Below are 24208 nucleotides of genomic sequence, written 5' to 3' on the forward strand. Positions count from 1 at the left end.
TTTTCAGGAGTGGCGGGAGTCTAGCAAAGAGGAATGACAAGATAGTTACGCTAACCTCGACCGCAACCCTAAGCTATAAAATTGCTAGAAATCACAGTAAAAACAACCGACTGGACGCCAAACCCAGAAACACATACCATTAGCGTCCTAACCGCCCGTAGCTCAGCAGGATAGAGCGCTGCCCTCCGGAGGCAGAGGTCGCAGATTCGAATTCTGCCGGGCGGGCCATATCTGCAAGGCCTACCAAGTAAGTGACCACTTACAAAATTCAAATGGTGACCAAACAGTGACCATTTAGTGACCAAACAGTTTTTAATCTCTTTGCAGATAACAAGTAAATGACCTCTACCCTGGAATCAACTTTTGGTATATTTGAAGTATCTTTCACTGGGCATCCTGTTAAATGAAACTGCTAAATACATATGAAAGTGTATCGGAAGGAGAAGCTGCATTAGGAAAAATAACAGGCAAAAAACGCCTGGCTAGTGAGCGCGACTCTACCGAAGTGATTTACAATTTATTTGGCGAACCCACTTGGGGTAACTTCTACCGTCTAGGTATGTTTAATTTACGTTTACTCCAACAGATACTCGACCGCCGAGAAACTGGCCAAGCATTTGATCAAGCCAAACACCAAGAAATTCTTTCAATGCTGCGATACGTAGCAAACCAATTTGAGATTAAAATCCCAGATCATTGGCTTTGAGTCTTTAAAGCGATTAATGTATTACCAACCCCTTGGTGAACCACCTCAATTATCTTTGATTCGCTGACATTGAAATATCCATGAGATATCTCAAATGGAAACCAACAAGGATCAGAGGTTATGTCATCAGTTGTAAGCCTATCCCTGTCTGTTGAAAATAATACTGACGCGTACATCCAAGTTATTATACTAGAGCCAGCAAGTCGTATCTTAGCCCCCAGCTTTACAGTAGCCTTACCAGACGGCTCTAACACACCCCACTCTATTAGACTTTGTAAATACCTAGCTGCAGCACGCTTAATGCTATCCCGATCACCTACTATCTCGATAACACGACGGTAGAATTCCGTATTACTTACTTCATCTTGCAACTTGAACAAGCGGCCTAATATCTTGCTCAGGGACATAAAGAATGGATATGTAGCTACGCTCATTCCGTAGTGAATAGCCAATCGTTCCTCCTTATTTGCATTTGCGAATAGTGCGGCACCTTCTTGTTTATAAGGCGCCTCACCCGCCATAGACTTAGCCCAAGTAGCTGTCAGGATATTCTTGGTTTTCCGACGACTGGTTTCCCCAGTAATCAATGGTAATAAATACTCATCAAGCTTTTCATTTACCTCATACAGATTGTCCCCATCCACGACCAGTCCAGCAACTTGGTCCAACCAAGTCTTTTCAACATAACGATCAAAACCAACCAAAGGTTTCTTATTGTTCATTCACATCTCTACTAACGGTTATATATGGCACAATCACCTCCTCGATAGCGATACCACCATGCCCTACAATTTTTTCGCCTTTTGCGACAAAGGCTTCACGCCCTTTCATAACCACTGGCCAATAGTCATTGGGCAAGCCTGTACGAGGCCAAACCAATGCATCTGCAGCACCGAAATCGACACTATCCATGAGCGCTTCTGTTTTATAGACTCTGGCTCGCTCGCCTCGGCTTTCAGCAACAGCGCCCTCTCTAATTTTACCAGACCCTTCGGCCTCAATATTACCGTGGTCAGAAGTTAAATGAATTGAAAACCCACAATCTAATAGCGCTTTAATCAATCGCTGCAAGTAACCACCTTGTGCCCATAGCTTAATCTGATTGTGCATCCCGGCAGCACCTAGCTGCATACCATGCATCATGTCATCCACGGTATTAATCACCAAGCCAACAGCACGCAAACGCCTGTCGGTAAGTTCATCGATCAAGGCATCGAGATTACCCGCACCTAAACTCTTCTTATAATAAATCTGATTTTTTTCCAGCCCATGATCGAGCCAAAACTGCTCCCACGCTTTTGGCTCGCTGCTTGTCGTCGCAATAGTATTGGCGAATTGATAGGGAGCCTTTGCCGAAAACAATGCCTGACGAGAAACAGAAGTGACTGTCGGCACCCAAGCAAACACAGCAGACTCGACCAAATGCTCACCAATGTTGATTTCGCCCCTGGTCGTAATCCACTGGTCAATAGCCAACCCATCCACCAGAATTAAAGCAGTTTTAGCACGTTTGCTATTATCCATATCCCGCGCCATAGCCCTAGGTATGTGGTGTAACATTGCAGGAGGCATTGGTGGATGGTTATGGAGACCTGTGTATTTATCAAGCATCCAACCGGAAAAACGGTCATCGACTTTCTGTTGCAGCTCAGCATAGTCAATTGCTATCCCCTCATCAGCACTCAACTGACGAGCATTTGAATGATAGAAAGCAGATAACTCTGCCCAACGGTAAGCATACTGCTGCCATTGTTGGTGCCGATCATCCTCTGCTGGCAGTGTCTCTTCACAAAGTTTGAGCAAACCGTAAATTCGTTTTTTTAATTCTTTTTCGGGGTCTTGCAGTACACCTGCTAGGCACCAGTGACCCACTAGACGATCTGGAGCCTTCACTTCTATGGAGATTAGGTGTCCATCAAGAAACAGGTTTTCAATATAGATCCTGACATCATCATGACCGAAAGGAAGAACTACCTTCTCTTCAGCCTTACCTGAAATCTGATAGACAGCCTTGGGCTCTCTAATGCTCTGCTCCAACGACTCAAAGACTTCATCAACATAAGCAGGCCAGTGTCGTTGGAGGAATGCAAAAAAATCCTTTTTGCTTGATACAATTTCATCTAGGGGCCACTGCGCAAATGGTTTACGGCGAACCAGCAAAACGATCAAACGTCTTTTGAGTAAGTCCGGCAGTTCGACATCACGGTAATGCAGCCTCAAGAGACTCTGCAATAAATCCGAGGATGTCTGTATAACTTCAGGGGCCATCTTGAAAACGTGACGCAATACAAAGTCACAGCTGGCAGATTCATTCATCTGCCCCGGCATATATTCTTCCACTGCAGCATCCAGTGCATTAAGTTCTTCTGCTTGCAGAGATTTAAGTACTGTATAGGCCAAATCAGGAAAGCAATCTCCCAAAGATACCGACAGTCGCTGAGCATTACTCAATAGATCATAAGGCAATGCATTGACATCATACGTATCTGAATCAACACTGATGACACAACGAGCTGAGTCAGCCGCTAGCTGCACTGATAAAAAATGACGAAGTTCTATTGAACCCTCAAAAAAGTAGAACTGAAAATCATTTACTAACAGAGCCTTTTGTAATGACTCCTCAGACAGCAAACAGTCAGGGTCATCAGCAATAAAGTGCATTGCCAAACACCCATCCAGTTGCTTTAATATTTTCTGTTGCCAGACCGGCAATATATCCTTGTCGATCATTACTCGGTCACCTTGGTTTTATTCGCAGTATCAGCAACGCGCTCAGCTCAGGCTTTATCTTTTTTCGCTTGGCAAAGTCATCCTGCCACTGCTTTTGTTCATGTTGTAACTTAGATAAGCGATGAGCTTTCACTTCTGGCAAACCAATACGCTCTATCGACCGCTCTCTGGCTTTAAATCCATACTCGGCCTTTTCTTCTTCCTGCGCCAAATTTTCAGTATACTTACTTTTCAATTCTTCAAAAGTCGTGACACCAATATCTTCAGCTTGCTGCTTGGCAAACTTATAAACAGTAGCGTGATCAGGCTGAAGAAAGTCATCAGTATCTAGCCCGTCTTTCTTAAGAACGGCATCATTGCTCATCCTTGCATCGTTACTTAAAAGGGCCTCCCACACCCGCTTTGCTGTAGCAGGAAAGGCCTTGCCCTCCATCGTTTGATAAACAGGAAAATAAGCGGTTTGCTTAAGGCTTTTAGATCGCGCCAAGCCAGAAGTATCTAGCGTGATCTGCCATAGCGACCACAAGCCATCGACTGAATCCGGTATACTCGGAATGCTCACCGTAGGCACATGCTGCTCTGGCACCCAGTGAGGTAAATTTTGTAGTAGGTCACGAATCTTGGGGCTATCCAAGGTGATATGATCTGCAGCTGGGAAATCTTCGGCCAGCTTATTGTCAAATAAGCTGCTCTCCCACCGCTCACCATCAGGCCATTGTAACTGCCAGGTCTGATCATCATTGCGAATAACCTCACCGCCAATTTCTTGCTGATCTTTTAGATAGTTCAACGTCATGCGCTCTACCCAATAAGGTAGCGGGTGTTGACTGATCTTGTAGGCCTCCGCTGTATCCACCGGGCTATCATCGGCAAACAGCTCTTTACTGCCCTTACTGGCTGCTGCCTGCTCTTTCAGTTGCTGCAGTGCTTTTTCAATTTCGGCATCAATGGCATCAGGGTTATTAATTGCCCCCGTATACAACTCATCGAATAGCTTGCCAGCCTGGGCTGAATCCAGAACATCACTGGTTTTATCCACGCCGAACTCTTCGAGAATAATGTTGAGTTTTTCTTCCAATACTTCTCGTACTCTATGTTCAACAGTACCTTCAAATACCAGGTTAAGAGCACGCACCACTTTCTTCTGACCTATACGATCTACACGACCTATTCGCTGCTCCAGGCGCATAGGATTCCAGGGGATATCATAATTGATAATCACATGGCAGAACTGTAGGTTAAGACCTTCACCACCAGCATCAGTAGAAATCAGCACACGTGACTCTTCAGCAAAAGATTTCTGCACCTGCTTACGCTCCTCCATACTCAGAGAGCCATTCAGCGTTACCACTGACATGCCACGATCTCTCAGAAACTCTGCCATCATCATCTGCGTTGGTACAAACTCAGTGAAAATCAGAATTTTTAGATTAGGGTCATCCTCTTCGCGCTGCAGCTGAGTAATCCACTCCAACAGAGCATCGGCCTTGGCATCAATACCTTGTTGCACACACCGCTCGGCCAAATCCAACAGGTGTTGCACTTCTGCCTTCTCATTTTTTAACGCCTTAATCTTAGTGTTAGATAACTCATCAGTCTGCTGCTGACCATCCAAGTCTTCCCAATCCTCACTGCTAAGCAACGATGCCTGCTCAGCCAGTGACGGTTTATTCAATACGTCCAGTCGCCTTTGCAGTGTGGCGCGAATAGCTGCAGGGCTGGAGACCACCAAACGCTGCATCAGTATCATCAAGAAGCCAATGGCATTCTGCTTAGTCTCTAATGACTGGTTATAACCTTCGCGCACATAATCCGTTACCGCATCGTAGAGGTCACGCTGAGTAGCATGAGCGCTTTGCCAAGCCACACTGATCAACTGAGTCTTGCGAGGACGGAACAACGGCTTACCTTCAGCATCAATAGCCTGACGCTTTTCAGTACGAATCACATAAGGTTGTACTCGCTCCTGCGTAACAGAAGCTTCATCGGGAAAGCGCTCTCTATCCAGCAATGACAGTAAGCGCTGAAACCCATCTGACTTCCCCTGGTGCGGTGTTGCCGATAGCAGAAGAAAATAAGGGGCAGCATCGGCTAAGCCTTGCCCCAGTTTAAAGCGGGCAACCGTATCGGTGCTGCCTTGTAGGCGGTGAGACTCATCCACCACAATCAGATCCCAACCAGCACTGATCACATCATCAAAGCGCTGTTTGTTGTACTGGTTAATCTTATCCAGACTCCAACCACGCCGCTTTTCAATCGGCTTGATGGAATCCATCGGGCAGATCACCTGGTCATATCGCTGCCAGATATTCTCAGTAACATTCTGACCATTCCCGATCAAATCACCGGGTATAACTAACTCAAACGGTTCATTAAAGTGGACCTGCATTTCGCTGACCCACTGTGTCGCCAAACCTTTAGGAGCCACCACCAATATTCTGCGCACCAAGCCTCGTAGCTTTAGCTCGCGCATTACCAAGCCAGCTTCAATGGTTTTACCTAAGCCCACTTCATCAGCGAGCAGATAACGAACCTGTGATTTGCTGACGGCTTTATTTAACGCCTTTAACTGATGAGGCAAGGGAATAACATTACTGCCCATAGGAGCCAGTAATACTTCCTCTTGCTGACTGGCTGCCACACGGGCAGCAGCGGCAAGGTAGGCAATCGATTCGGGGGTTACTGTAATTGCAGCGGTATAAGGCGATACCTGATCAGCATCGACTTTAATAACGGTGTCGCCTTCAGAAGCAGAACTCTGCACCAACCAAACTCTGTAGCTGACAGCGCCCCAAAGGCAGCTAACCTCGATGACTCTACCAGCCTTCCCCTTTCCTTTTAGATCGGCGCTTTGTAGCCATACCCAGTCACCTATTTGAAATAGCACCTCATCAATAGTCTGGCTCACTAGAACAGACTCTCATCACTGGCACGGGTCTGAGCCTGGTCATACCACATTAGTAACTTTTGATCTTCCTGTAATAAATCCTGAGGAATTTTCTCTGCAACATTAATAATGGTTGTATAGTCACGCTCTTGCCATGCTTTTTTAAAGCCACAACGCACAGCTTCCAGCCTGACAGTTTTTAACTTACGACCAGAGTGCGCTTTGTATTCTGAAAACTGCTTGAGTAAATCACGATCACGTATTTTCTGTAAATCCTCTTCACGCTCAGGATTAGGAGCATACCAGCGATCCTTAGCCTTTTTAATTAGCTGCTGATCATCCTTGGCAAGATTACGCATCTCTTTGAAGTTGGTAGATAAATAGCTATGAATTTGTGGAGGCAATTGTCCAACACCCCCATAATTTAAAAAGTTTTGCTCAAGTAACTTAGATAATTCCAGTTGCTCTTCAGCTTTTTTCCAACCTGACAACTCATTAATAAATTTTGGATGAATATCCTGATAGGACTGAGGTTTTTCGTTCAATAGCTGCCGAAGCCATTCAATTGCAGACGCCTCATCGTCAACGAAAATTGAAAGCTGTTTCAGCTGCTTGCTGCTAATCCGAGCCTTGTCATATTCAGCAACCTGTTCTGGCAAAAAAATCATTCCATCTCGTTCTGCAAATCGTTCTAGCAAACCTTCTTGGAAGGCCTTACTGGAGATCGGAACATCTCGTAGATTTCTAACGAAATAAACCACCAGCTGATCAAATATTATACGGGGATCTCTTTCCGGTATTTTAACTAACTCAGCCAACTGTTTTTTGACAATGGGCAAATAACTCAAATGCGTTCTGACAAAATCCCAAACTCCTTCCTCATCGCCCTCCCTGATAAAACGCTCTTCAAATCCACCATTAGGTTTATAAGCAGAAATAACTAAATCCTGTTTAACAGAGGTGGTTGTCGTCACTGAATTGAAGCTCATTTGCTTTTTATCCAATGCGCTCACATTAGCCACAACGAAGCCTGAATCTTGCAGTGCTGTTTGGATACTATTCCAAACTGATGCCTGGCTATTTGAAAACTCAACCGTAATCCACCGCCCTGGCTTAATTACTCGATAGGCCTCCTTAAACGCTGACTTCATGAGGTCAAAATAGAATTCTAAATCCTTTCCGTGAACATAGTTTAAGACGCAATCATCCTCAATCCGTGTATAGACTCTATGCCACGCCTCATTCACATAATTAAGCTCTGCATACTGAAGTGACTCACCAAAAGGTGGATCAAAAAACAAATAATCTAATGATTCATCAGGAATTAATAATTGAGACGAGGATCCTGATCCGAGCGAAATATTACTACTACTTGTAATCCCCTTAAGCTTTCTCATCGCTTTTATTTTTCTTAAAAACACATCAAAAAAGTTTTTTTCGATTTGCAAGGAAGGGACGTATAACGTGCCAGACTGTGCACCTTTTCCAGTTCCATCCCTGAATCTCTCTCTCTTTGAAACCAAATTTAATATCGAAGAAAGTAGAAATTTCATTTCTGAATTAATATCTTTATCCTGGCCAGCCACACTCCAAAGATACGAAAACAATTCTAGGGATCGGCCTGTAAAAATCTGGCACACATATGAGATTCCCGATCCTGTTTTTACCTTCCTTGTTTGGCGACCATGTGGAAACTCAACTTCAGGAACCCAATAAATAACATCAGATATAACCTTCTCAGAATTTTTAAGGTCGTCTTTTAGAGGCTTATATCTCAACTTCCCGTCAGAAAAATTACCACACACCTCAACTAACTCGGATTTAAGCTCCTTAACTACTTTCCCATCAGGCATTAGACTTGAAACCCATACGCGATCAAGTTTATCTTTCGATAATTCAGATTTACATGAAGGGCAAAGAAACGTTGTTGACAACTTATAAGTATTTTTATCTACAGCAAGTTCAAAAAGTGAACTTTGATGTGTGCACTCAGGGCAACTGAACACCTCAGACCACACATAAAAATCGGCCTCTGTAGTTTCACCCGTAAAAGGGTTTTCAGTTTTATAGCGGTTTAAAAAAATCTCTTTTGCATCATTCACTAAAATTTCAATACGATCCAATTTGGCCTTAATTTTATCAAGAGAATTATATCCCTTAGCAATAAAGCCAGCATTTATAGAAAGATCATTTAGTACTACTCGCCTTTCACCTAGCTTGGCTATTTTCTTCCATTCGCTCGACGACAACCCTTCGTCGACATTTTCTAAAATATCGCCATTTGATAAAACACGATACCCCAAAGATTCAACTTCAACACGATCGCCACACATCTGTGCAGCCACTCCAGTCATTCCTGTACCACAGAACCCGTCAAAAACTATATCCCCAGGATTCGTGTAATGCAGAATGTACCGCATTATCGCCTTATGCGGTACTTTCGTGTGATAACTGTGAGCGTTATAAATAGGATCATTTTTACCCTCACTCACATCCGCTGCATACGGTTCACGTTTATAGCTCTCCGCAGGATTATAGGGACGACCATAATGAGCAATAAAATCTTCAATAAACGGGTTAGGACAAGCGGTATAATACGGCGGATCAGACAACTCCAGAATCGCTTCATCCTCTCCGATCGGAAAGCCTTCGATTTTTCGAAATTCAGGATCTTTCAGTTTCTCAGCTAATATCCCCAGATAATATTCTCTGCGCTCAGCATCATTTGAAAAGGTTTTACCCAAGCATTCAACGGGACCATCTTGCTTGTCTTGTTGATTCGGGTTATCGAGATCTAAACCCTTGCCTGGTGTCATCATATTGGTAGTCATCGCACGACTCTCTTGTCTTTTTATGTTGGCTGGTAGCCTTATTTAACTTGTCCACTGTACAAGTCGGCCTGTATCAGGCGTAACTTTTACAGTGCTTCTTCAACTTGTTCACTTTTGCTGCTCGGCTCTGGCTGGCCTGAACAGATTTAAGCCAGCTTAGTCACTTTTAAAAGAGGTTGGTCAATTTTTCTGACTAACCTTCATTTTCTAAAACTTTTTTTATCGCTTGCCCCATATCCGTCAGGTAATAAGCCTGATCTTGATGATGAGGTGTTTCCGGGTGGGTCTGAGCTACCATGCCTTGCCGCATCAACGGTTGTAAGTGTTTGTTTCTAAAGTGGCTTCTATGACCTACACCCAGTCTTTCAATCAATTCAGCAAGCGCCATTGGCTGTTTAAGTGCTTTAATTAGATCTACCTGCTGTTTTTTTAACCCATCTAGCAATTGTTTAGCTTGGTCACTATCACCCGCATCAACTGGCGGAAGGTTAGTCACTTTATGATGAGCTTGGTCACTTTCGGACTGAAGCTTAGTCACTTTTTGGTTAGCTTGGTCAGTAGCTCCAGCCTGCAGTGGCAAAACCACGGCTAAATCTTGTAGACCAGCCACAAAATGCTCTAAGGCGCTGTATCCGTTGGGTGATGCCTGTAGCATTCCCTGTCGTGTTATATGATCAATAACCGGGTAGATATCGGCTATAGACATATTGGTTGCCATAGATAGCTGCTCCACAGACATCGACTGAGCCAAACAATGAACGAACACTCGGGCCTGGACATCCGTCAGCTGCACACCAATACGCTGCTTGATAGTCTCTTGAAGCTGAGTGATTTCAGCTTTTTTGCCGAGCGTAATTTGGAAAGTTTTATCTCTACGGCTATTCGCAATCACCGGTTCGGGCCGATCTAAATGAAGCCAACTTCTGTAAATCTCTTTAATCCCAGAGCCCGCTCGTTCACTTAGACCAATACGGTGGAAGGTTTGCATCACCAGCGGATTGCGACTTTTACTCTGACCTGATGCAAGTTTCTCTTGCTCCACCAGTGAGTCACCAGGATTCCAGTACCGACTGATATCTTTATAAAATTCAATCTTGGGTACCCGACTATGATCGGCAAAATCCTGATGCACCAAAAGGTTTACTGTAGCCTCGCGAAAGCCAATATAGTCTGGGGTTTCACTACTTCTAAGCAGGTTGGTTTCATCAATATCAAAGGGGTGCTCAGCCCAGTACGTATAGCGATCTGACAAAACTCGCCAAGCCTCAAATAGGTTTAATGATTCACGCTCGGCCGGACGGCGATCCTGCCACCGCCCTATATCTGAGCTATTGTCACTATCAGATGAAAACCAGAAAGCATCTACTACATTTCTGGCGAGGATACGGTTCAAGGATTTTTCAGTACCAAACATGAGAATGGCCGCTTTGGTCGGCCTTAATTCATCGCCATCCTCCCGTATTAGTCCCAGATCATCTAGAAACTCCAGATCACTCAGTTCATAGAACTTCTGGTTGTGGCGGCTTTCAAAAACTTTGCGATACCATTTAATGGTATTGCGATTGAAACAGTGCTCAACATCCAACTCCAAAAGCTGCTCGGTAATACTAATGCAGCTTGCTTCAATAAGCATTTGAGAAAGCTCTTCGTCACTCGCCTCTTCATCTCTGGCACCGTTTCGTACGTAGGCAATCCAATGGCCATTCTCTTTAAGCTTTACCGGTTTGTTATGACGTTTGCTGTCCTGTATTTGTAGGACAAGAACAAATTTGCCATCAATATTAATTAGACTTGGTTCGTCATAGACCAGAGGACTGCTGAACTTCTGAATATTTTTTAGCAGGCCAAGACACTGATCTTGGACTTCATCTATTTTATCTAAGTCAATGCCTGAAATTATGGGCAGCTGTTTTTCATCAACGCCCAGTATCAAATAACCACCACCGCAATTAGCAAAGGCACACATAGTGCTGGCTGCATCTTTAGGAAAAGCCCTGGCCGATGTTTTTATCTCCACATCAGCCCACTCTGGCTGACATAGCAATTGCTTCAGTTCAATTACATCCATGTCGATTCCTACTTCAGCACAATTCGTACTTTACTAATATCTTGGCCGCGACACTGCTCTGTTAAGAATTGATCTAGCCGCGCCTTAAGTTGCTCCACTGTTGCCGCAGAACCTTGGCCAAACAAAGCCTTCTCAATTTGAGCGGCGGTAAGTTCAACTGGCACCAAACCCTGCAGCACCTGCCGCAACGCTTTAACAAAACTGTCATCAATAGGCTGAGGCAAAGCTTTACTATCTATAAAGCCATCGACTTGACTTCTTTCATCATCAGCTAAGAGATTAAGGCTATCGTGGGTGACTGGGTCTTCAAGGTTATCCAGTAAGTTTCGAGTCCATTCTTGCACTAGGTTATCCAGCTTATTCTGCAGCTGCTCTAGCTTTTCAGATGCAGATATAGACAGGTCTTCATGGTTAGGCCGGAAGTCTGAATTACTTGGGAGAGGGTCTGCTTGCAAGTCTCGCTCCGACAGTGCGCTAGCAGTCTTAAGACTAGCCAGTGAATTACGGAATTCATTCAGTTGATTACTGGGTAAAATGTCGACGGTGCTCAGTGCCTGCAGCTGTGCGATACGTTTATCATTCAACAGTTCGCGTTTGCGCTTGTCTTCATTAATTGTCAAACGGGCTTTGGCAAATAAGCCTGAATAAATACGGATATACTCGTTCTTTAAATCTGCCAGCTGATTAATCGCCTTAGATTGAAAATCAGACTTCACACGCTTATTCGCATCGCCCAATGCATCAAGAAGATCTGATCGAATTGCTTTTAAGCGCCCTTGCCAACCTTCAACATCGGCATGCGCGATAGGTAATACCGCTTCGGCCTTTGACAGGTACATACCCAGCCCAGTTAGCTCTTCAACCACTTGCTGTAATTGCTCTATGGCCTCCAGCTGATCGAGGCCAGCCTTGTGGTTACGCACCTCATCGGCGCTGTAGCGGAAGTTTTTAAGTTTACCGGCACTGTTATAGGCCTGCAGGCTTTCAAGAAAGTTTTTAGTCTCGGCCAATTGCTGCTTGTATTGGTCTGCTTCAGCCTCGGTTAAAACATGGCCATTCCAGAACGGTAGTTGCTCTCGCAGGCTGTGAGTGGTGGTCACCAACCTTCTCACTTTGTCGGCAATACGGTCCTGCAGCGAGGCAATACTGCCCTCTTTGTTTTGTGAGACTTCTATAGCTAAGCCTGGGGCTAAGCCCAGCAATTCATAAAGTGCCTGCAGCCCTGGCATATTCCAGTCTTTAGGCTGTTCGATGTGCTTAAAGGCCGCAATATCATCAACAGGTGTCGATGCCAGCTCGGATAATTTAGAGGCATCAAATTTATTACCCGGTATGGCCAATACGATATCGCCGGAATAAACCAGCGATGCCAGCAATACAGCGGTCCATTCATTTTCGAGACGGTAGGTATCGGGTGCCAAATACTCAGCACCGTTAACTTCTTCCAGCAATTCGGTATGGTTTACCACTTGACCCTGTGCCTTCTCCTTCAATTTGGTAACGATGTATTGGGCATAAGGAGAGCCACTAGGGGTGATACGATCACCGTCTAAAAGTTTAAGTGCATCTAATACGGCTGTAGCCTGTTTGGTGGGATTACCACCACTGATCACCCGCAAAGCATCTTTGGCATACTGCTCACGATTACGGTTGGTTACTAACACAGAAAACTGTGGATACTGCGGTGCAATTTCTTCAAAGTGCTGCGAGAGACAAATACCAGAAATAGTGTTGATCATATCCCGGAAATTTATCCGTTCATTAGCCCCCAATCCTGCTCTGTCACGAAAGTTCTGACCTTTAACCCAATCCATCATGGGCTTTTTCTTACCTTGGTAAACGACATCAAAAGCTTTGGATATATTCTCTTGCAGCCATTTGTTCATATCCCTTTGGAAGTTATTCGCTTTTGCGTCATAAGTTTGCTTGGCATGACCAGAGGCTGTGCCTGAAAGGTCTCTTGCTGCCGCATAATTTTCCAAGGCAGATTTAAACTTGTCGTCAAAGTTAGACAGGAAAAACTGCAGTTCATCAGTTCGCTTTTCATCTTTGATCTTCGGGTATTCAAATGGCTGTATAAAATACAAATAGAAATCACGTGGGGGATATGCCGTGCTGCGTTCATTAGGTGTGCCGAAGAACAGCCAGCCCATTCGGCCACTGTTGCGCGCGGTCCAGATAATCTCATCACCCCAAAGGTTTCTAAACTCTGTTCTAGGTAGATCTGAGCATTCAAGAATATTGTTTAGCGCCTTGTGGTAGGCTCGATTTTTAGCCTCATTACTCAGAGTTTCTGCTCGCTGCTCAATAATGGCATCGAAGTCATCGGTCTTTTTCAAATCAATATAGAACTGGTGGTTATCCGGGTTACTGGAAATAAACTGACCACTGACAGTTTTGTGTATTTCACGTAATACCGTTTCAACCTGAGACAACAAATCATCGGCAGGGTCACCGCCTAACTCTTCGATACCCGGTTGATATAAGCACAAGGTATCGCGTAGCTCTTTAGCCGTTGCGCCAACCGGTGCATGAATATCATTAACGGTCAAACGATGCAGAGACAGCGCATCAATAATTCGTAACGCCATGTCTTGGTATGCCGGGCGAGTAAAGCTGCGGCCAATACGCTCATGTAATACATTGCTGACATTTATCACTTCACGAATATCGGGCACGGTTCGATAACCTGCATCAGAGCTCAGCTCCTTCCAATAGCTATCGTAGGCCACTAGTGCTGGATAATCCTGTGGCACTGTCTGTCCCATGAGCTTGTTCATACTGATCGACAGGCTCTTTAGAATCTGGCGTTTTTCAACGGCGCTGACTTGCTCAAAGGTATCGATATAATCCGGGTGGACCGGAAACAGGTTTACGAACTCATCCAGACGTTCATTCATACTGCCGTAGAATTTGGTAAATGGCATTAGGTAGTCACGGATATTAGCTTGCTGGTCAGCCGTCTTTTTTAGTAGACGCTCAGAAACTACAAACTTAATATCGTTGCGGGCAATAAAGACCTGCTCAAAGCGGTCTTTCACTCGGCGGATACGATCTGAAATAAACTGAAAGCGGTGGCTATCGAAGATGGCTTCCTGAATACCGGCAATATAACGAAAACGTAAATGCTTACTTGCCTCGCCAATTTCCCGCATAAAACCAAGATCTTGCACTACCTGCTGATCTTTGCGGGAGTCCAGGTAATCCAGCAGCTCATCCACCACAAATAGTAGGCCTTGGTCTGGGTATACAGCCTGAAAGGCCGCCATCATATCTTCAAAGCTAGACTTATGATTTTTAATTTGATCCGCAGGAGGAAATAAATAGGTTACCCCCATCTTTGCTAACTCCTCAGTCAACAAACTGGTAACTATATCCCGCAATGACATTTCCGAAGCAGCACTTACCTCTGTACGGATAACCTTAAACTTACCAGCAATACTGGCAGCAGATTCAGCTACTCTTGTATTGTTCAATTCAGCTGCCAAGTTTTGATGCTCGGCAATACTTGAAACAACAGACATGAGGTGTGATTTACCTGTGCCGTAGTTACCGACAATCAGAATACCCTTATTATCCATAGGCTTTTCAAATTGCAGTTGTGGAAATACTAATTCTATAAGACGCTCTGCCATTTCATCAGAGACCACATAGGTCTTTACCATATTTGCGGCGGCCTGCTCATTATTGGCATCGCGCAACTGCAATACAGACTCTAGAGGCTCAAACTGAATTAAATCACCGTATTTCATTAATATTCCTAAATCCTTTTCATTAAAATTTGCTTAAATAGTTAAAAATATGACATCGCGTAAATCCGATGCTTTATAATTTCGATACTCCGGATGACTAGGTGTAGCATAACTTAATCCGGAACTTGTCTTATCTCCAGGCCATAAGACCATTATGGTTTTGTGCTTGGCACAGGTTTCAAGTAGTCGAACAGGTTCGACTTCCAGACTACGATCAAATAAAATTTCTAGGTCAGTAACAAACACTATTTCTTTTGATTTACTCTCTATAATTCTTGAAGTAATCTCTAAAACTTTTCTCGACCTGTTTTTTTTAGTAACTGTAACTAACTCTTTTGACAATAATTTATTTAAAGATACGCTCTGTATTGAAGCTTTATTATTTAATACTTTATTTTTCTCGCCTAGAACAAAGATTAACTTCAACCCTTTTGAGGTTGAATAATTAATTGCGTCATCTATATTGCTAGTCAAATACATAGATACCTACCCTTATTCTAAGTGATCTAGTAAATCACTTACATCACACCCCAAATAAACACATAACTTATCGAGCACGTCGAACTCCACTCTTACAGCAGTCTCATGATAAAGACGTGTAATCGTCCCACGGTTTATTCCCGTATCTTTCGCAACGTCCGAAATCTTGAGTTTTTTCTCGCCCATAATGCGAGATAAATGACACTTAATCATCTCTAAAAGACCTTTTTGATCTTTAGCAGAGCAAAAAAGCTTGCAAAGGATCATTTTGAAGTTATTATGATCTACAGGAGATCAATTTGATTTCTCTAAGAAGGTTTTACTTTACTTGAGGATGATTGCTATGTCACAGACTTACTTAACCACCGAAGAACTTTCTGAGCGCATCAAATATGATGCTCGTACCATTCGTAACCAATTAAAGGATTCTGTCCTACTTGAAGGAGTGCATTACTTCCGTCCTTTCGGTGGGCGCAAGATCCTTTATGTTTGGGAGAAAATCGAAGCCGACATGTTTAGGGCTCCGGCTATAAACACTCAATACATTGCTCTGCAATAAGGAGAATCCTCATGGCTTCTATTATTGCCCGAAGTGGTAAATTGAGAATTAACTTTCAATACAAAGGACAACGCTGCCGAGAGCAAACCAAGTTCGAAGACACGCCTCAACATCGTCAGCGGTTGAAAAAAATTGTTGAGCGTATCGAGGCAGAAATAACCCTCGGTACATTCGTTTATCGCGATTACTTTCCTAAAAGTGCGAAGGCGGATTTCTTTGACGAACTGGACAAAAAAGTACTGGCGGCCAAGCTCTCGCCCTACTCTGTGGATGCTAGCCTTCCAACCTTGGAGGAGTTTACTGAGTTGTGGCTTGCCGAGAAGAAGATCGAATGGCGTGACAGCCATTTGATGACGGTGATCACGAATATTAATGCGTACGTGATTCCTAGGTTGGGTAGTAAAAGAGTCAACGACATCACCAAAGCAGACATCCTGAATTTCCGCTCCACTCTCGCCAAAGATCCAAAGCGGAAAAACAGTGAACTGAAGCCTGCCACCATCAACAAGGTTATGACCCCGTTGAGGATGATTATGAATGAAGCCGCTGACCGATATGAGTTTACCTCACCTTATAAAGGGATCAAATCTCTTAAGATCCTAAGAGTGGATGTCGAGCCGTTTTCCATTGAAGAAGTTCAGCTCATTCTGGCGAATGTTCGTGATGATTTTAAAACCTATTACACGGTGCGTTTCTTTACGGGCATGCGTACCGGTGAAATTGATGGCTTGAAGTGGAAGTACGTGGATTTTGAGCGTCGCCAGATTTTAATTCGTGAAACGGTGGTCGATGGCAAGATGACCTACACCAAAACGGATGGATCGCAACGCGAGATTCATATGTCGCAGCCCGTGTATGACGCGCTGATGAAGCAGCGCAATCTGACTCGCCGTCAAGAGCTTGTATTCTCAACCCGTAATGACACGCCTTTATCACATAACAATGTGACTAAGCGCGTATGGTATCCATTGCTGCGCTATTTAGGGATCAAACAAAGACGTCCTTATCAGACGCGCCATACGGCTGCGACTTTGTGGTTGGCTGCTGGGGAAAGCCCGGAGTGGATTGCGCGACAGATGGGCCATACCACCACCGAGATGCTGTTTCGTGTGTACTCACGCTATGTACCCAACCTCACCCGCCAAGATGGCTCGGCGTTCGATCGGTTACTGGAGCAACGCTTTGAGAAGGAATCGCCCAAAAGCATAAAGGACATATTATCTAAGGGAGGTGAATTGTAATGAATAAAGCGCACTTCGAACCTTTGTGGGTAACCCCAAAAGCTCATAGCATCGCTGATTGGCTGATATTTCTTTATGAGATTCAAGACGGGCGGGGATTGTCTTCGTATCTTGGCATTCGTTCGGGGGTAGGTAATCACGACGCGGTGAGACTTTGGGTGCATCAAAAGATGCACACCCGACCAAAAGAGTTTCAGACACTCGGAGACTTACGAACAAGCTTTGCACGACTTCTACCCGACGCGACAAACTAAGGAAAATACACCGTAACGCACCTTCTTACTTTATTGATTCATTGAACTAAGAAGGTGTATTCGGTTTGTTAGAAGCACATAACAACCATGATCATCTGAGCATTTTGATGCCATCAATGGGATCAACACCCAAGGCATGGCAATACTGCACATACTCAAACACATCCAGCCGACGTTCTAGCGATTCTATCCTGTGAACCGCTGTCAGCGTGATGTTTAGGGAAGTAGACAACTCTCTCAAACTCAACCCACGAGCTTGCCTAGCTGCGATTAACCAGCCAATAAGTTTGCCGTATCTAGGGGAAGCGATGGTCTTTATCAAATCATCATCATGAGAATATGAAATTATTCACCAAAATGAAGAAGAACTAACAGACCAAAAAAAATAAAAAACGGAATGATTCTGAGTATTAACGGGGTAACTGTCATTAATTGTCTGCTAGAAAAATTAATTTATAGTTTTATTTTCTTCGATTAAAAACATAGCAAATAAAGGATGCATTTAATGAAATCGATTTCTCCAGCTTTATTGATTCTGACGACAGTTTTAACTGGCTGTAGCACCATGAAAAGTTTGGTTGGCCATGGCGTCACGGATTTTTACGATGGCGAAAAACGCTCGATCACAGAAGTTTCCATCATTGAAAACAACGGAAATTCTGGCTGGGGAATGGGAGCTGGCGTGATAATCAATTCCATTGATGGGAAAAAACTAGCCTTCTTACCTCAATCAAAACACGCGATCTTACCAGGCAAGCACGAGATCGATTACGAATGCGATCTAAATCCCAATGTCATGGGTGGAGATAAAGATCCAAAAGTCGGGCATGCTACAGCAACGATCGATGTTGCTCCGGGCGTACATTACAAGCTGGTAGGACAGATTCATAATTTGCCTTCTACACAATGGTATTACACTGAGAAAAGCTTTTTAGGACAAACAACCCGCATATTGAATAAACACTCATGTGAATTAAAACTTATGCAACATGAGGTATACACAAGTGAAATTTAAGATAAAAGCCTTACTAGGGCTTATGATGATTGGCTTAAGCCAATCATCCGTGGCTGATAAAACCACTCAACCTGTTTGGTTCGGTATCTACACCTCAGACCACAGCATTTTACAGGTAAATTGTACAATATTGGCGTTTAGGTCTATGTATTACCAATTCTATGTCACCAATTTGCTACCAGTGGCTCTTTCGAAAAAAGTAATAGACCATACAGATCAATTTGTTCTTGATATCCAAAAGACTGGATTCAACGCGCTGGTAGACTATAGGATAGATTGGCTTGGAGGCTCCGGAGGATTAGAATATAGTGAGTATGGCACGGCTCAACGCAATGTTTTAATTTCAGGCGTCGCCAATATGTCTGGAACTGCATTAAAATTAGATTGTAAATAACAGGTATTTTAGAGGTATAGTATATGCTTGGTGAAATGTTGAATGCTGTTGTTATTTTTGGGGTATTAACCATAATCGGACTATCAACCTATATGATAATATCCTATATCAGAAATAGGCGCTTGGAGAAATATTATAAAGAAAATCCCGATAAAAACCCGTTAGGCTCCGAGTTTGATTGATAACGAATTTAAAATCAGATGTGGTTGTACAAATTCCATTTTTCCAACCCCATCAGACGTTACACCCATGAAACGAATCTCAGAATATATTTAGCTACTCGACATCAGCGCGGATATGGAGTTTCATAATAAAATCCCACGCACTATTCTGACGGTGATTATAAAAATCCGGTTTTTTTACAAAAATATCATTTGGTGCCTGACGAGATATCAGACTCCAACGATATGCGAATTTCTCCCGCGCCATATTAGGCAGGTTTAGAAAACTCTCGATCATTAATTTAATTTTTTCCTTATCGTTTCGAGACCATTGATTAATAATTATATTCAAAATATTTTTATCCCGCTTAAGAGATTTAGGAATAATTTTAAAAATAGGATACAGATAATAGAACTGTTTGGACGTAATCTCATTATTTTTCAGAGACTTAAAACATTTGACTAAATCGTTAAAATAATTATCATCTTTGGAATATAATTTCTCTGGCGAATATTCCGAGACATCGAGCCAATGGTCAACTGAGATATTTTCCACAAGATTTTTCATACGATTATGCATAATCCTCCTAACAGACGAGACCGCAATTAGTCCATCATCATATGAAATATTTCGTGATCTACAGTGTTTATAAATAGCCTCTACATTACGATCCAATAATAACGAAAATGTTTTGGCTGTAAATCGTGGTAAATTTCTATCACGATATTCATTGGATATAATATCCAGCGTATGAATGTAGGTTTTAAGCGTTGTTTCTGGCGAGCTATGACCCATTTCAGAGGCTAATTGATGCAAAACATTGAATTGACGTGTTCCAATACCACTAGGCCTAACCCGGCTGAGATATTGATTGAATCGATCGAATTCATCCAAATCAATACTCAAATAATCATTATTAATATTACGATTTAAATTATTCATAAACATCATCATATAAAAATTTCTAGACGCAAACGAGTGACGTAATGAATGAAATCTCATATTGCTATCATTAGTAATACCCTGGAGCATACGTGTGAGTACATGAAATAAATTATCATAATAAGTCGACTCCGCACGATCATCACCTGAAAATATTAATTTATGGTTAGAAATCGCAGTATTTTTTGATCTACAACCAATATGATTTTTTAAAAAATTCACTTCATCATCACTGAACCTCCCAGTAATCGCTACCTGACGAGGACTATGAGCTGTTTTCAATTGATGATTTTGATGAGGCTGAATGATAACCACCATAAAACGTGTCATATGAAAATCACTAAACAATAAATTTTCAATTTCTCCTCGTCTCAGCCCTAGACGATAGCCAATGACCAGTAGCAATAACATATGTCTAACAAAATTACGTCGCTCTAACGAAATCTCACTGACGATATTTTTAGATAATTCATCGTATAATCTGAAGTATTCATGCGGTAACAATATTGTTGGACTCACTGCACGGACCAATGAATTTGATTTGGAATTTATTTTTAGTAGTTTTCTATTCTGACACCGGTGTAGATACCACAAATATTTTTCGATTGATTCTCGTAAATTAGATTGTGACTCGACTGGAGCTGAACTGATCATATCGAGCAAATCACAAATCAAACCCTCATCAGATAACTCCTCAGGGTTATCATTAAAAAATTGCAATTGAAAACGACCTATTAGATCATTATAAAGTCGCAGCAGGCCCGAAATTTTGATTTTTTTACCGAATCTAGTACTGTTTTTTGCATAATAATAAACGCAACGCGTTACAGAGAGATCTACATAGCTCAATGAATCATTTAATTTTGATAGCTCAACCAACAAATCCTCATGTTCATTGAGATTCGCAATTATTTTAGATACCTCTGAGAAAATATCGGAACGCGCCTGTTTTCTTGAAATATTTGATTTAAAATCCGATTCATTGAGAAATTTCTGATTATCGATTTTTTCAGACAATGATCTCAACATGATCTTTTCTGTGAAAAAACGGTTTTTTGATCGATCCGTCTGAACATTAACAATAGCTGATGGTATTTGTGTTTTGTGGAATCCGACCATTGCTGAGAGAAATTGCTTTTGCTTAACAGTCGAAAAATTCTTATCGTGATTTTCCAAAAATCCCCTGAGACAGGAAAACCACGATTGTGATTTTTCCGGAACCAGACTCTCCCTGAAATAAAAAATCAAACTCAGCGTTAAATCATCGGGAATCCAAACGGTATCATTTAATAATCGATACCAATAAACGTCATTATGTCGTACTAACCCCTCAATAAAACCATGTTCATATATGTATTTTATTTGTCGTGGATTCAATAAAACTGAATTCCGAATGAGACTATAGATGATTACCGACGAGTGATATTTGGGATCAATATCATGAATTTTTTTATAAAATACGTTATCAAATTTTATAATTGATCGATAAACAATCTCATTATCAGGATTGATCGGAGCCGGTGGCGTCTGAATAACAGATGTTCTGTAAATTTCTCGAAGACCAATTCGACCCTCCTCGCGCCACCGTTCTACCAAATAATTGAATTGACTCTGAACATCGTCTCCGCCAGCTAACCGCTCCATAACATCGAGCAATTCTCTCAATTGAGTACCTGTAATAGGATCATCAGAATCTAATTCAATATTTAATTGTGATAATGCGAATCTGGTAAATTCAAAAATTTCAGTTGGCATATTGAAACCATCCCTCGTTAATTTCTAATTCAATGATAATTTTTTCATAGGCATCTAAAATGGACTTTCTTGCAATAACGGGGCAATGAACTGAAAAATCGTCCCAAATTGCCTCACCCATCGAATGATGATTCATGACCATACCCGATGCCTCGTAGCTGACACCCAATTCGCGTAATTTATTTTTTAAATATTTCCTCATTGAATTGATTGGTAGATTTGAAAAATCAGAAAGATATTTTTCAATATTGCAAACCCTGCTATCGACGATGTAATTATTGTCATCAATAAAAAAACAAAAATTGTCATTTTTGTTATCAGCAAAAACTCGTTGAATCGATAACTCCCTAACAAATCTGTAAAATTTCGATATTTTAATGGCCATTGGATGAACAGGCTGAAACCTCGCATGAGAAAATTTAAAATTATCTTTATCCCTAAAATATAAAATATCACACCCAGAATCGATCTCTATCAACGGATCATTTATACCTCGTACTGCTGTGAAAATTGACTGAGTTACAATGCATAGCAGCGTGATATTATTGTGCCAATCATTGGTTAAAACCTCAGTTTCCTGACAAGATTTTGCCAATTTTTTTAATAGCAGCGAGACATCCTGAGTTCCCGGAACATATCTAGCACTAAAAACGCCTACCTGAGAGGTACGATCATCTATTGGCAAATATCCACCACAGCGTGAAATGAGAGTTTTTAGTGAGAACCTATAGCACCGATAAATCTCCTCTGAGGTGATTACCGAATAAAAACGTGGTGCGCTCGTGGACGAGATATTATGACCAAATGTAGTCTGAACAATCATTGGATCAAAACTTGTTCTCGCAATGTTGATTATCGAGTTTGATATCCTAGATACTGTGAATCTCGATGTGTCAATATTCAACGTCGATAGAATATTACGAATTTCTTTTTTGATGACAGCCTCATCAAATTTATTTATTTTATTAATCAAACATGTCATATCACGAACAGTCATTGCATAATTAGGCAATTCAACATGCGTAGCGTGATATAATGCATTACTCCTATTTTCTGTGAACACTGGCTTTTCAATTTTTTTATATTCTGGATTAATTCTAGGTATATGAATTGAGTTATTCTCGGCATCATAATAAATTCTATCCATCGATAATTGTGAGTTCGCATTCGTTGATTTTCTAGTTATGCCTAAAATTTTAGTCACGTTGAAACCGTAGTTTAGGCTTAATTTTAATATTCTGATCACCAACCATTCGATTTCATCACTGTCATACCAACCCTCGCCATGTCGGATCAACCCCCAAATCTCCCCGAGCTCATGGTCTGATAATTGTCGATTATCGATTGCAATAGCAGCATTCTCCCGACGCAATCGATTCATGATGTTCGTGCTATCGCGTCCAGCTAGTCTAACCTCAACTGTTGTTGACCGAATCTCTCCGATTTGTAAGTATTGACGTTCGATTTCAAAGTTTTCATTTTTTTCTAACCCATTATTTTGATTAGAATTCTTCTCAAAATACTCAGCAATCCCTGGTAGAGATTCGGCATCATCAGGATCAGACGGAATAATGACCTCTAAATGTCCATCACGATCGATCTGAACACCGTTTTTAGATATTTTTTTGCTAATATTTAAACCATCAATAAATGATTTTTTACTGAATCTCCGCCGATGAACATTTTCTCCATTACAAACGAACAAAAATCTTTTTGAGTTTTTTAATTGTGATGGGCTCAATCTCAATAAATCTAAAATATCAGTTGCATTAACACCATCAACATCTACAGGGGGCATCATCTGACATTTCCTGATTATCAGACCAAAACCGTCTATATCGTGATTTTTTAGATTTTTTGAATGTTCAGATTTCAATCCCATTAGAAATTCAAACTGCAATTTTTGAATATCAGGTCGATTACGATTATCGACATACATTGCTGCCCATACCGGATGCAGGAGAATCAACCCTCGCATACGCCTATCCGCTAACGTTTGATAATCGCTCTGCCAGTCGTCCAGATTCGTACATGATTTTTTTAATTTCTCAGTGTAATCAATTATTTTTTGTAGAAAATCAGTTGTGTGTTCAGTTTTTATCCTCTCGAGGTTTTCGTAAATCTGCTGAATTCCATTTTTTTTAGGTGGTGGATTCATTATTTTTTCTGCTAATTCCGTCATCTGTTCGCTCCAATCTGAGTTGTTATCAGACCTATAGCAGCGGAGGGACAGATACGTTTCCTAGTAGGCTGGAGCGTAATTCCACCCACCATGTGACGGCGTATATCTGCATTCACACAGTTGAATCAGAGGCAGATTCCTAATAAAAAATGCTCATCATGCCCAGTACGCCGGGGGGATTAGCTATAGCGATGGAGGATCATTCAAAGATTTCTCGAAGGAAATGTGATCATGCTGGACTTGCTATGGT

The 24208-nt window shown here is 42.0% G+C and carries 17 protein-coding genes and 1 tRNA gene; 7 read left to right on the forward strand and 11 right to left on the reverse strand.

Annotated elements, in window-relative coordinates; genetic code table 11:
• Nucleotides 1–151: 151 nt before the first annotated feature.
• Together UXZ23_RS09160 and UXZ23_RS09165 are read left to right on the forward strand one after the other, a co-directional pair.
• Nucleotides 152–228: transfer RNA gene (locus UXZ23_RS09160), tRNA-Arg, on the forward strand.
• Between the two features lie 175 nt (nt 229–403).
• Nucleotides 404–706: a hypothetical protein gene (locus UXZ23_RS09165; RefSeq protein WP_320820287.1), complete on the forward strand. Its 303-nt coding sequence runs from the start codon at nt 404–406 to the stop codon at nt 704–706.
• Here the strand turns inward: UXZ23_RS09165 and UXZ23_RS09170 are convergent.
• From UXZ23_RS09170 to UXZ23_RS09205, 8 genes are all read right to left on the reverse strand, one after another.
• Nucleotides 694–1428 carry a hypothetical protein gene (locus tag UXZ23_RS09170; RefSeq protein WP_320820288.1) on the reverse strand — a complete coding sequence of 245 codons (735 nt, stop codon included), beginning with the start codon at nt 1426–1428 and terminating at the stop codon, nt 694–696. The two genes, UXZ23_RS09165 and UXZ23_RS09170, sit on opposite strands and share 13 nt — an antisense overlap.
• Nucleotides 1418–3436, reverse strand: coding sequence for a BREX-3 system phosphatase PglZ (gene pglZ / locus UXZ23_RS09175; protein ID WP_320820289.1), 2019 nt, complete (start codon nt 3434–3436; stop codon nt 1418–1420). The genes UXZ23_RS09170 and pglZ overlap by 11 nt, the downstream gene beginning before the upstream one ends.
• Before the next feature lie 7 nt (nt 3437–3443).
• Complete coding sequence (locus UXZ23_RS09180) at nt 3444–6344, reverse strand: DEAD/DEAH box helicase (RefSeq protein ID WP_320820290.1); 2901 nt, start codon at nt 6342–6344, stop codon at nt 3444–3446.
• Nucleotides 6344–9154: a DNA methyltransferase gene (locus tag UXZ23_RS09185; RefSeq protein ID WP_320820291.1), complete on the reverse strand. Its 2811-nt coding sequence runs from the start codon at nt 9152–9154 to the stop codon at nt 6344–6346. The genes UXZ23_RS09180 and UXZ23_RS09185 overlap by 1 nt, the downstream gene beginning before the upstream one ends.
• Nucleotides 9155–9347: 193 nt before the next feature.
• Entirely contained in the window at nt 9348–11222 is a 1875-nt protein-coding gene (locus UXZ23_RS09190) for an RNA-binding domain-containing protein (protein ID WP_320820292.1), read from the reverse strand.
• An 8-nt stretch (nt 11223–11230) separates the two neighbouring features.
• Nucleotides 11231–14974 (reverse strand): DUF6079 family protein, encoded by a 3744-nt coding sequence (locus UXZ23_RS09195; protein WP_320820293.1) that lies wholly within the window; start codon nt 14972–14974, stop codon nt 11231–11233.
• 33 nt (nt 14975–15007) lie between these two features.
• Nucleotides 15008–15454, reverse strand: coding sequence for a BREX-3 system P-loop-containing protein BrxF (brxF, locus tag UXZ23_RS09200; RefSeq protein WP_320820294.1), 447 nt, complete (start codon nt 15452–15454; stop codon nt 15008–15010).
• 12 nt (nt 15455–15466) lie between these two features.
• Nucleotides 15467–15721 (reverse strand): helix-turn-helix domain-containing protein, encoded by a 255-nt coding sequence (locus tag UXZ23_RS09205; RefSeq protein ID WP_414491465.1) that lies wholly within the window; start codon nt 15719–15721, stop codon nt 15467–15469.
• 76 nt (nt 15722–15797) lie between these two features.
• Here UXZ23_RS09205 and UXZ23_RS09210 point away from each other — a divergent pair, with 76 nt between their 5' ends.
• The 3 genes from UXZ23_RS09210 to UXZ23_RS09220 are packed head-to-tail and all read left to right on the forward strand — an operon-like array spanning nt 15798 to nt 17508.
• A complete protein-coding gene (locus UXZ23_RS09210) occupies nt 15798–16013 on the forward strand; it encodes a hypothetical protein (RefSeq protein ID WP_320820296.1) in 216 nt (71 codons plus the stop codon).
• Between the two features lie 11 nt (nt 16014–16024).
• Nucleotides 16025–17254 carry an Arm DNA-binding domain-containing protein gene (locus tag UXZ23_RS09215; RefSeq protein WP_320820297.1) on the forward strand — a complete coding sequence of 410 codons (1230 nt, stop codon included), beginning with the start codon at nt 16025–16027 and terminating at the stop codon, nt 17252–17254.
• Nucleotides 17254–17508 (forward strand): hypothetical protein, encoded by a 255-nt coding sequence (locus UXZ23_RS09220; protein WP_320820298.1) that lies wholly within the window; start codon nt 17254–17256, stop codon nt 17506–17508. The genes UXZ23_RS09215 and UXZ23_RS09220 overlap by 1 nt, the downstream gene beginning before the upstream one ends.
• A 91-nt stretch (nt 17509–17599) precedes the next feature.
• Here the strand turns inward: UXZ23_RS09220 and UXZ23_RS15635 are convergent, their stop codons facing one another.
• The gene (locus UXZ23_RS15635) at nt 17600–17830 is read right to left on the reverse strand and encodes a helix-turn-helix domain-containing protein (protein WP_414491466.1); all 231 of its coding nucleotides are present in this window, start codon (nt 17828–17830) and stop codon (nt 17600–17602) included.
• Between the two features lie 183 nt (nt 17831–18013).
• Between UXZ23_RS15635 and UXZ23_RS09225 the strand changes: the two genes are divergently transcribed.
• Both UXZ23_RS09225 and UXZ23_RS09230 read left to right on the forward strand, forming a co-directional pair.
• The gene (locus UXZ23_RS09225; RefSeq protein WP_320820299.1) at nt 18014–18523 is read left to right on the forward strand and encodes a hypothetical protein; all 510 of its coding nucleotides are present in this window, start codon (nt 18014–18016) and stop codon (nt 18521–18523) included.
• On the forward strand, nt 18513–18917 hold the full coding sequence (locus tag UXZ23_RS09230) for a hypothetical protein (protein ID WP_320820300.1): 405 nt from the start codon (nt 18513–18515) through the stop codon (nt 18915–18917). Before UXZ23_RS09225 ends, UXZ23_RS09230 begins: the two co-directional genes overlap by 11 nt.
• Before the next feature lie 276 nt (nt 18918–19193).
• Here the strand turns inward: UXZ23_RS09230 and UXZ23_RS09235 are convergent, their stop codons facing one another.
• Both UXZ23_RS09235 and UXZ23_RS09240 read right to left on the reverse strand, forming a co-directional pair.
• Nucleotides 19194–21776 (reverse strand): site-specific integrase, encoded by a 2583-nt coding sequence (locus UXZ23_RS09235; protein ID WP_320820301.1) that lies wholly within the window; start codon nt 21774–21776, stop codon nt 19194–19196.
• Nucleotides 21766–23958: a hypothetical protein gene (locus UXZ23_RS09240; protein ID WP_320820302.1), complete on the reverse strand. Its 2193-nt coding sequence runs from the start codon at nt 23956–23958 to the stop codon at nt 21766–21768. Before UXZ23_RS09240 ends, UXZ23_RS09235 begins: the two co-directional genes overlap by 11 nt.
• Between the last annotated feature and the right edge of the window lie 250 nt (nt 23959–24208).

Origin of the sequence: Thalassolituus sp., assembly GCF_034111725.1 — a bacterium.
Classification (GTDB): domain Bacteria; phylum Pseudomonadota; class Gammaproteobacteria; order Pseudomonadales; family Oceanobacteraceae; genus Thalassolituus.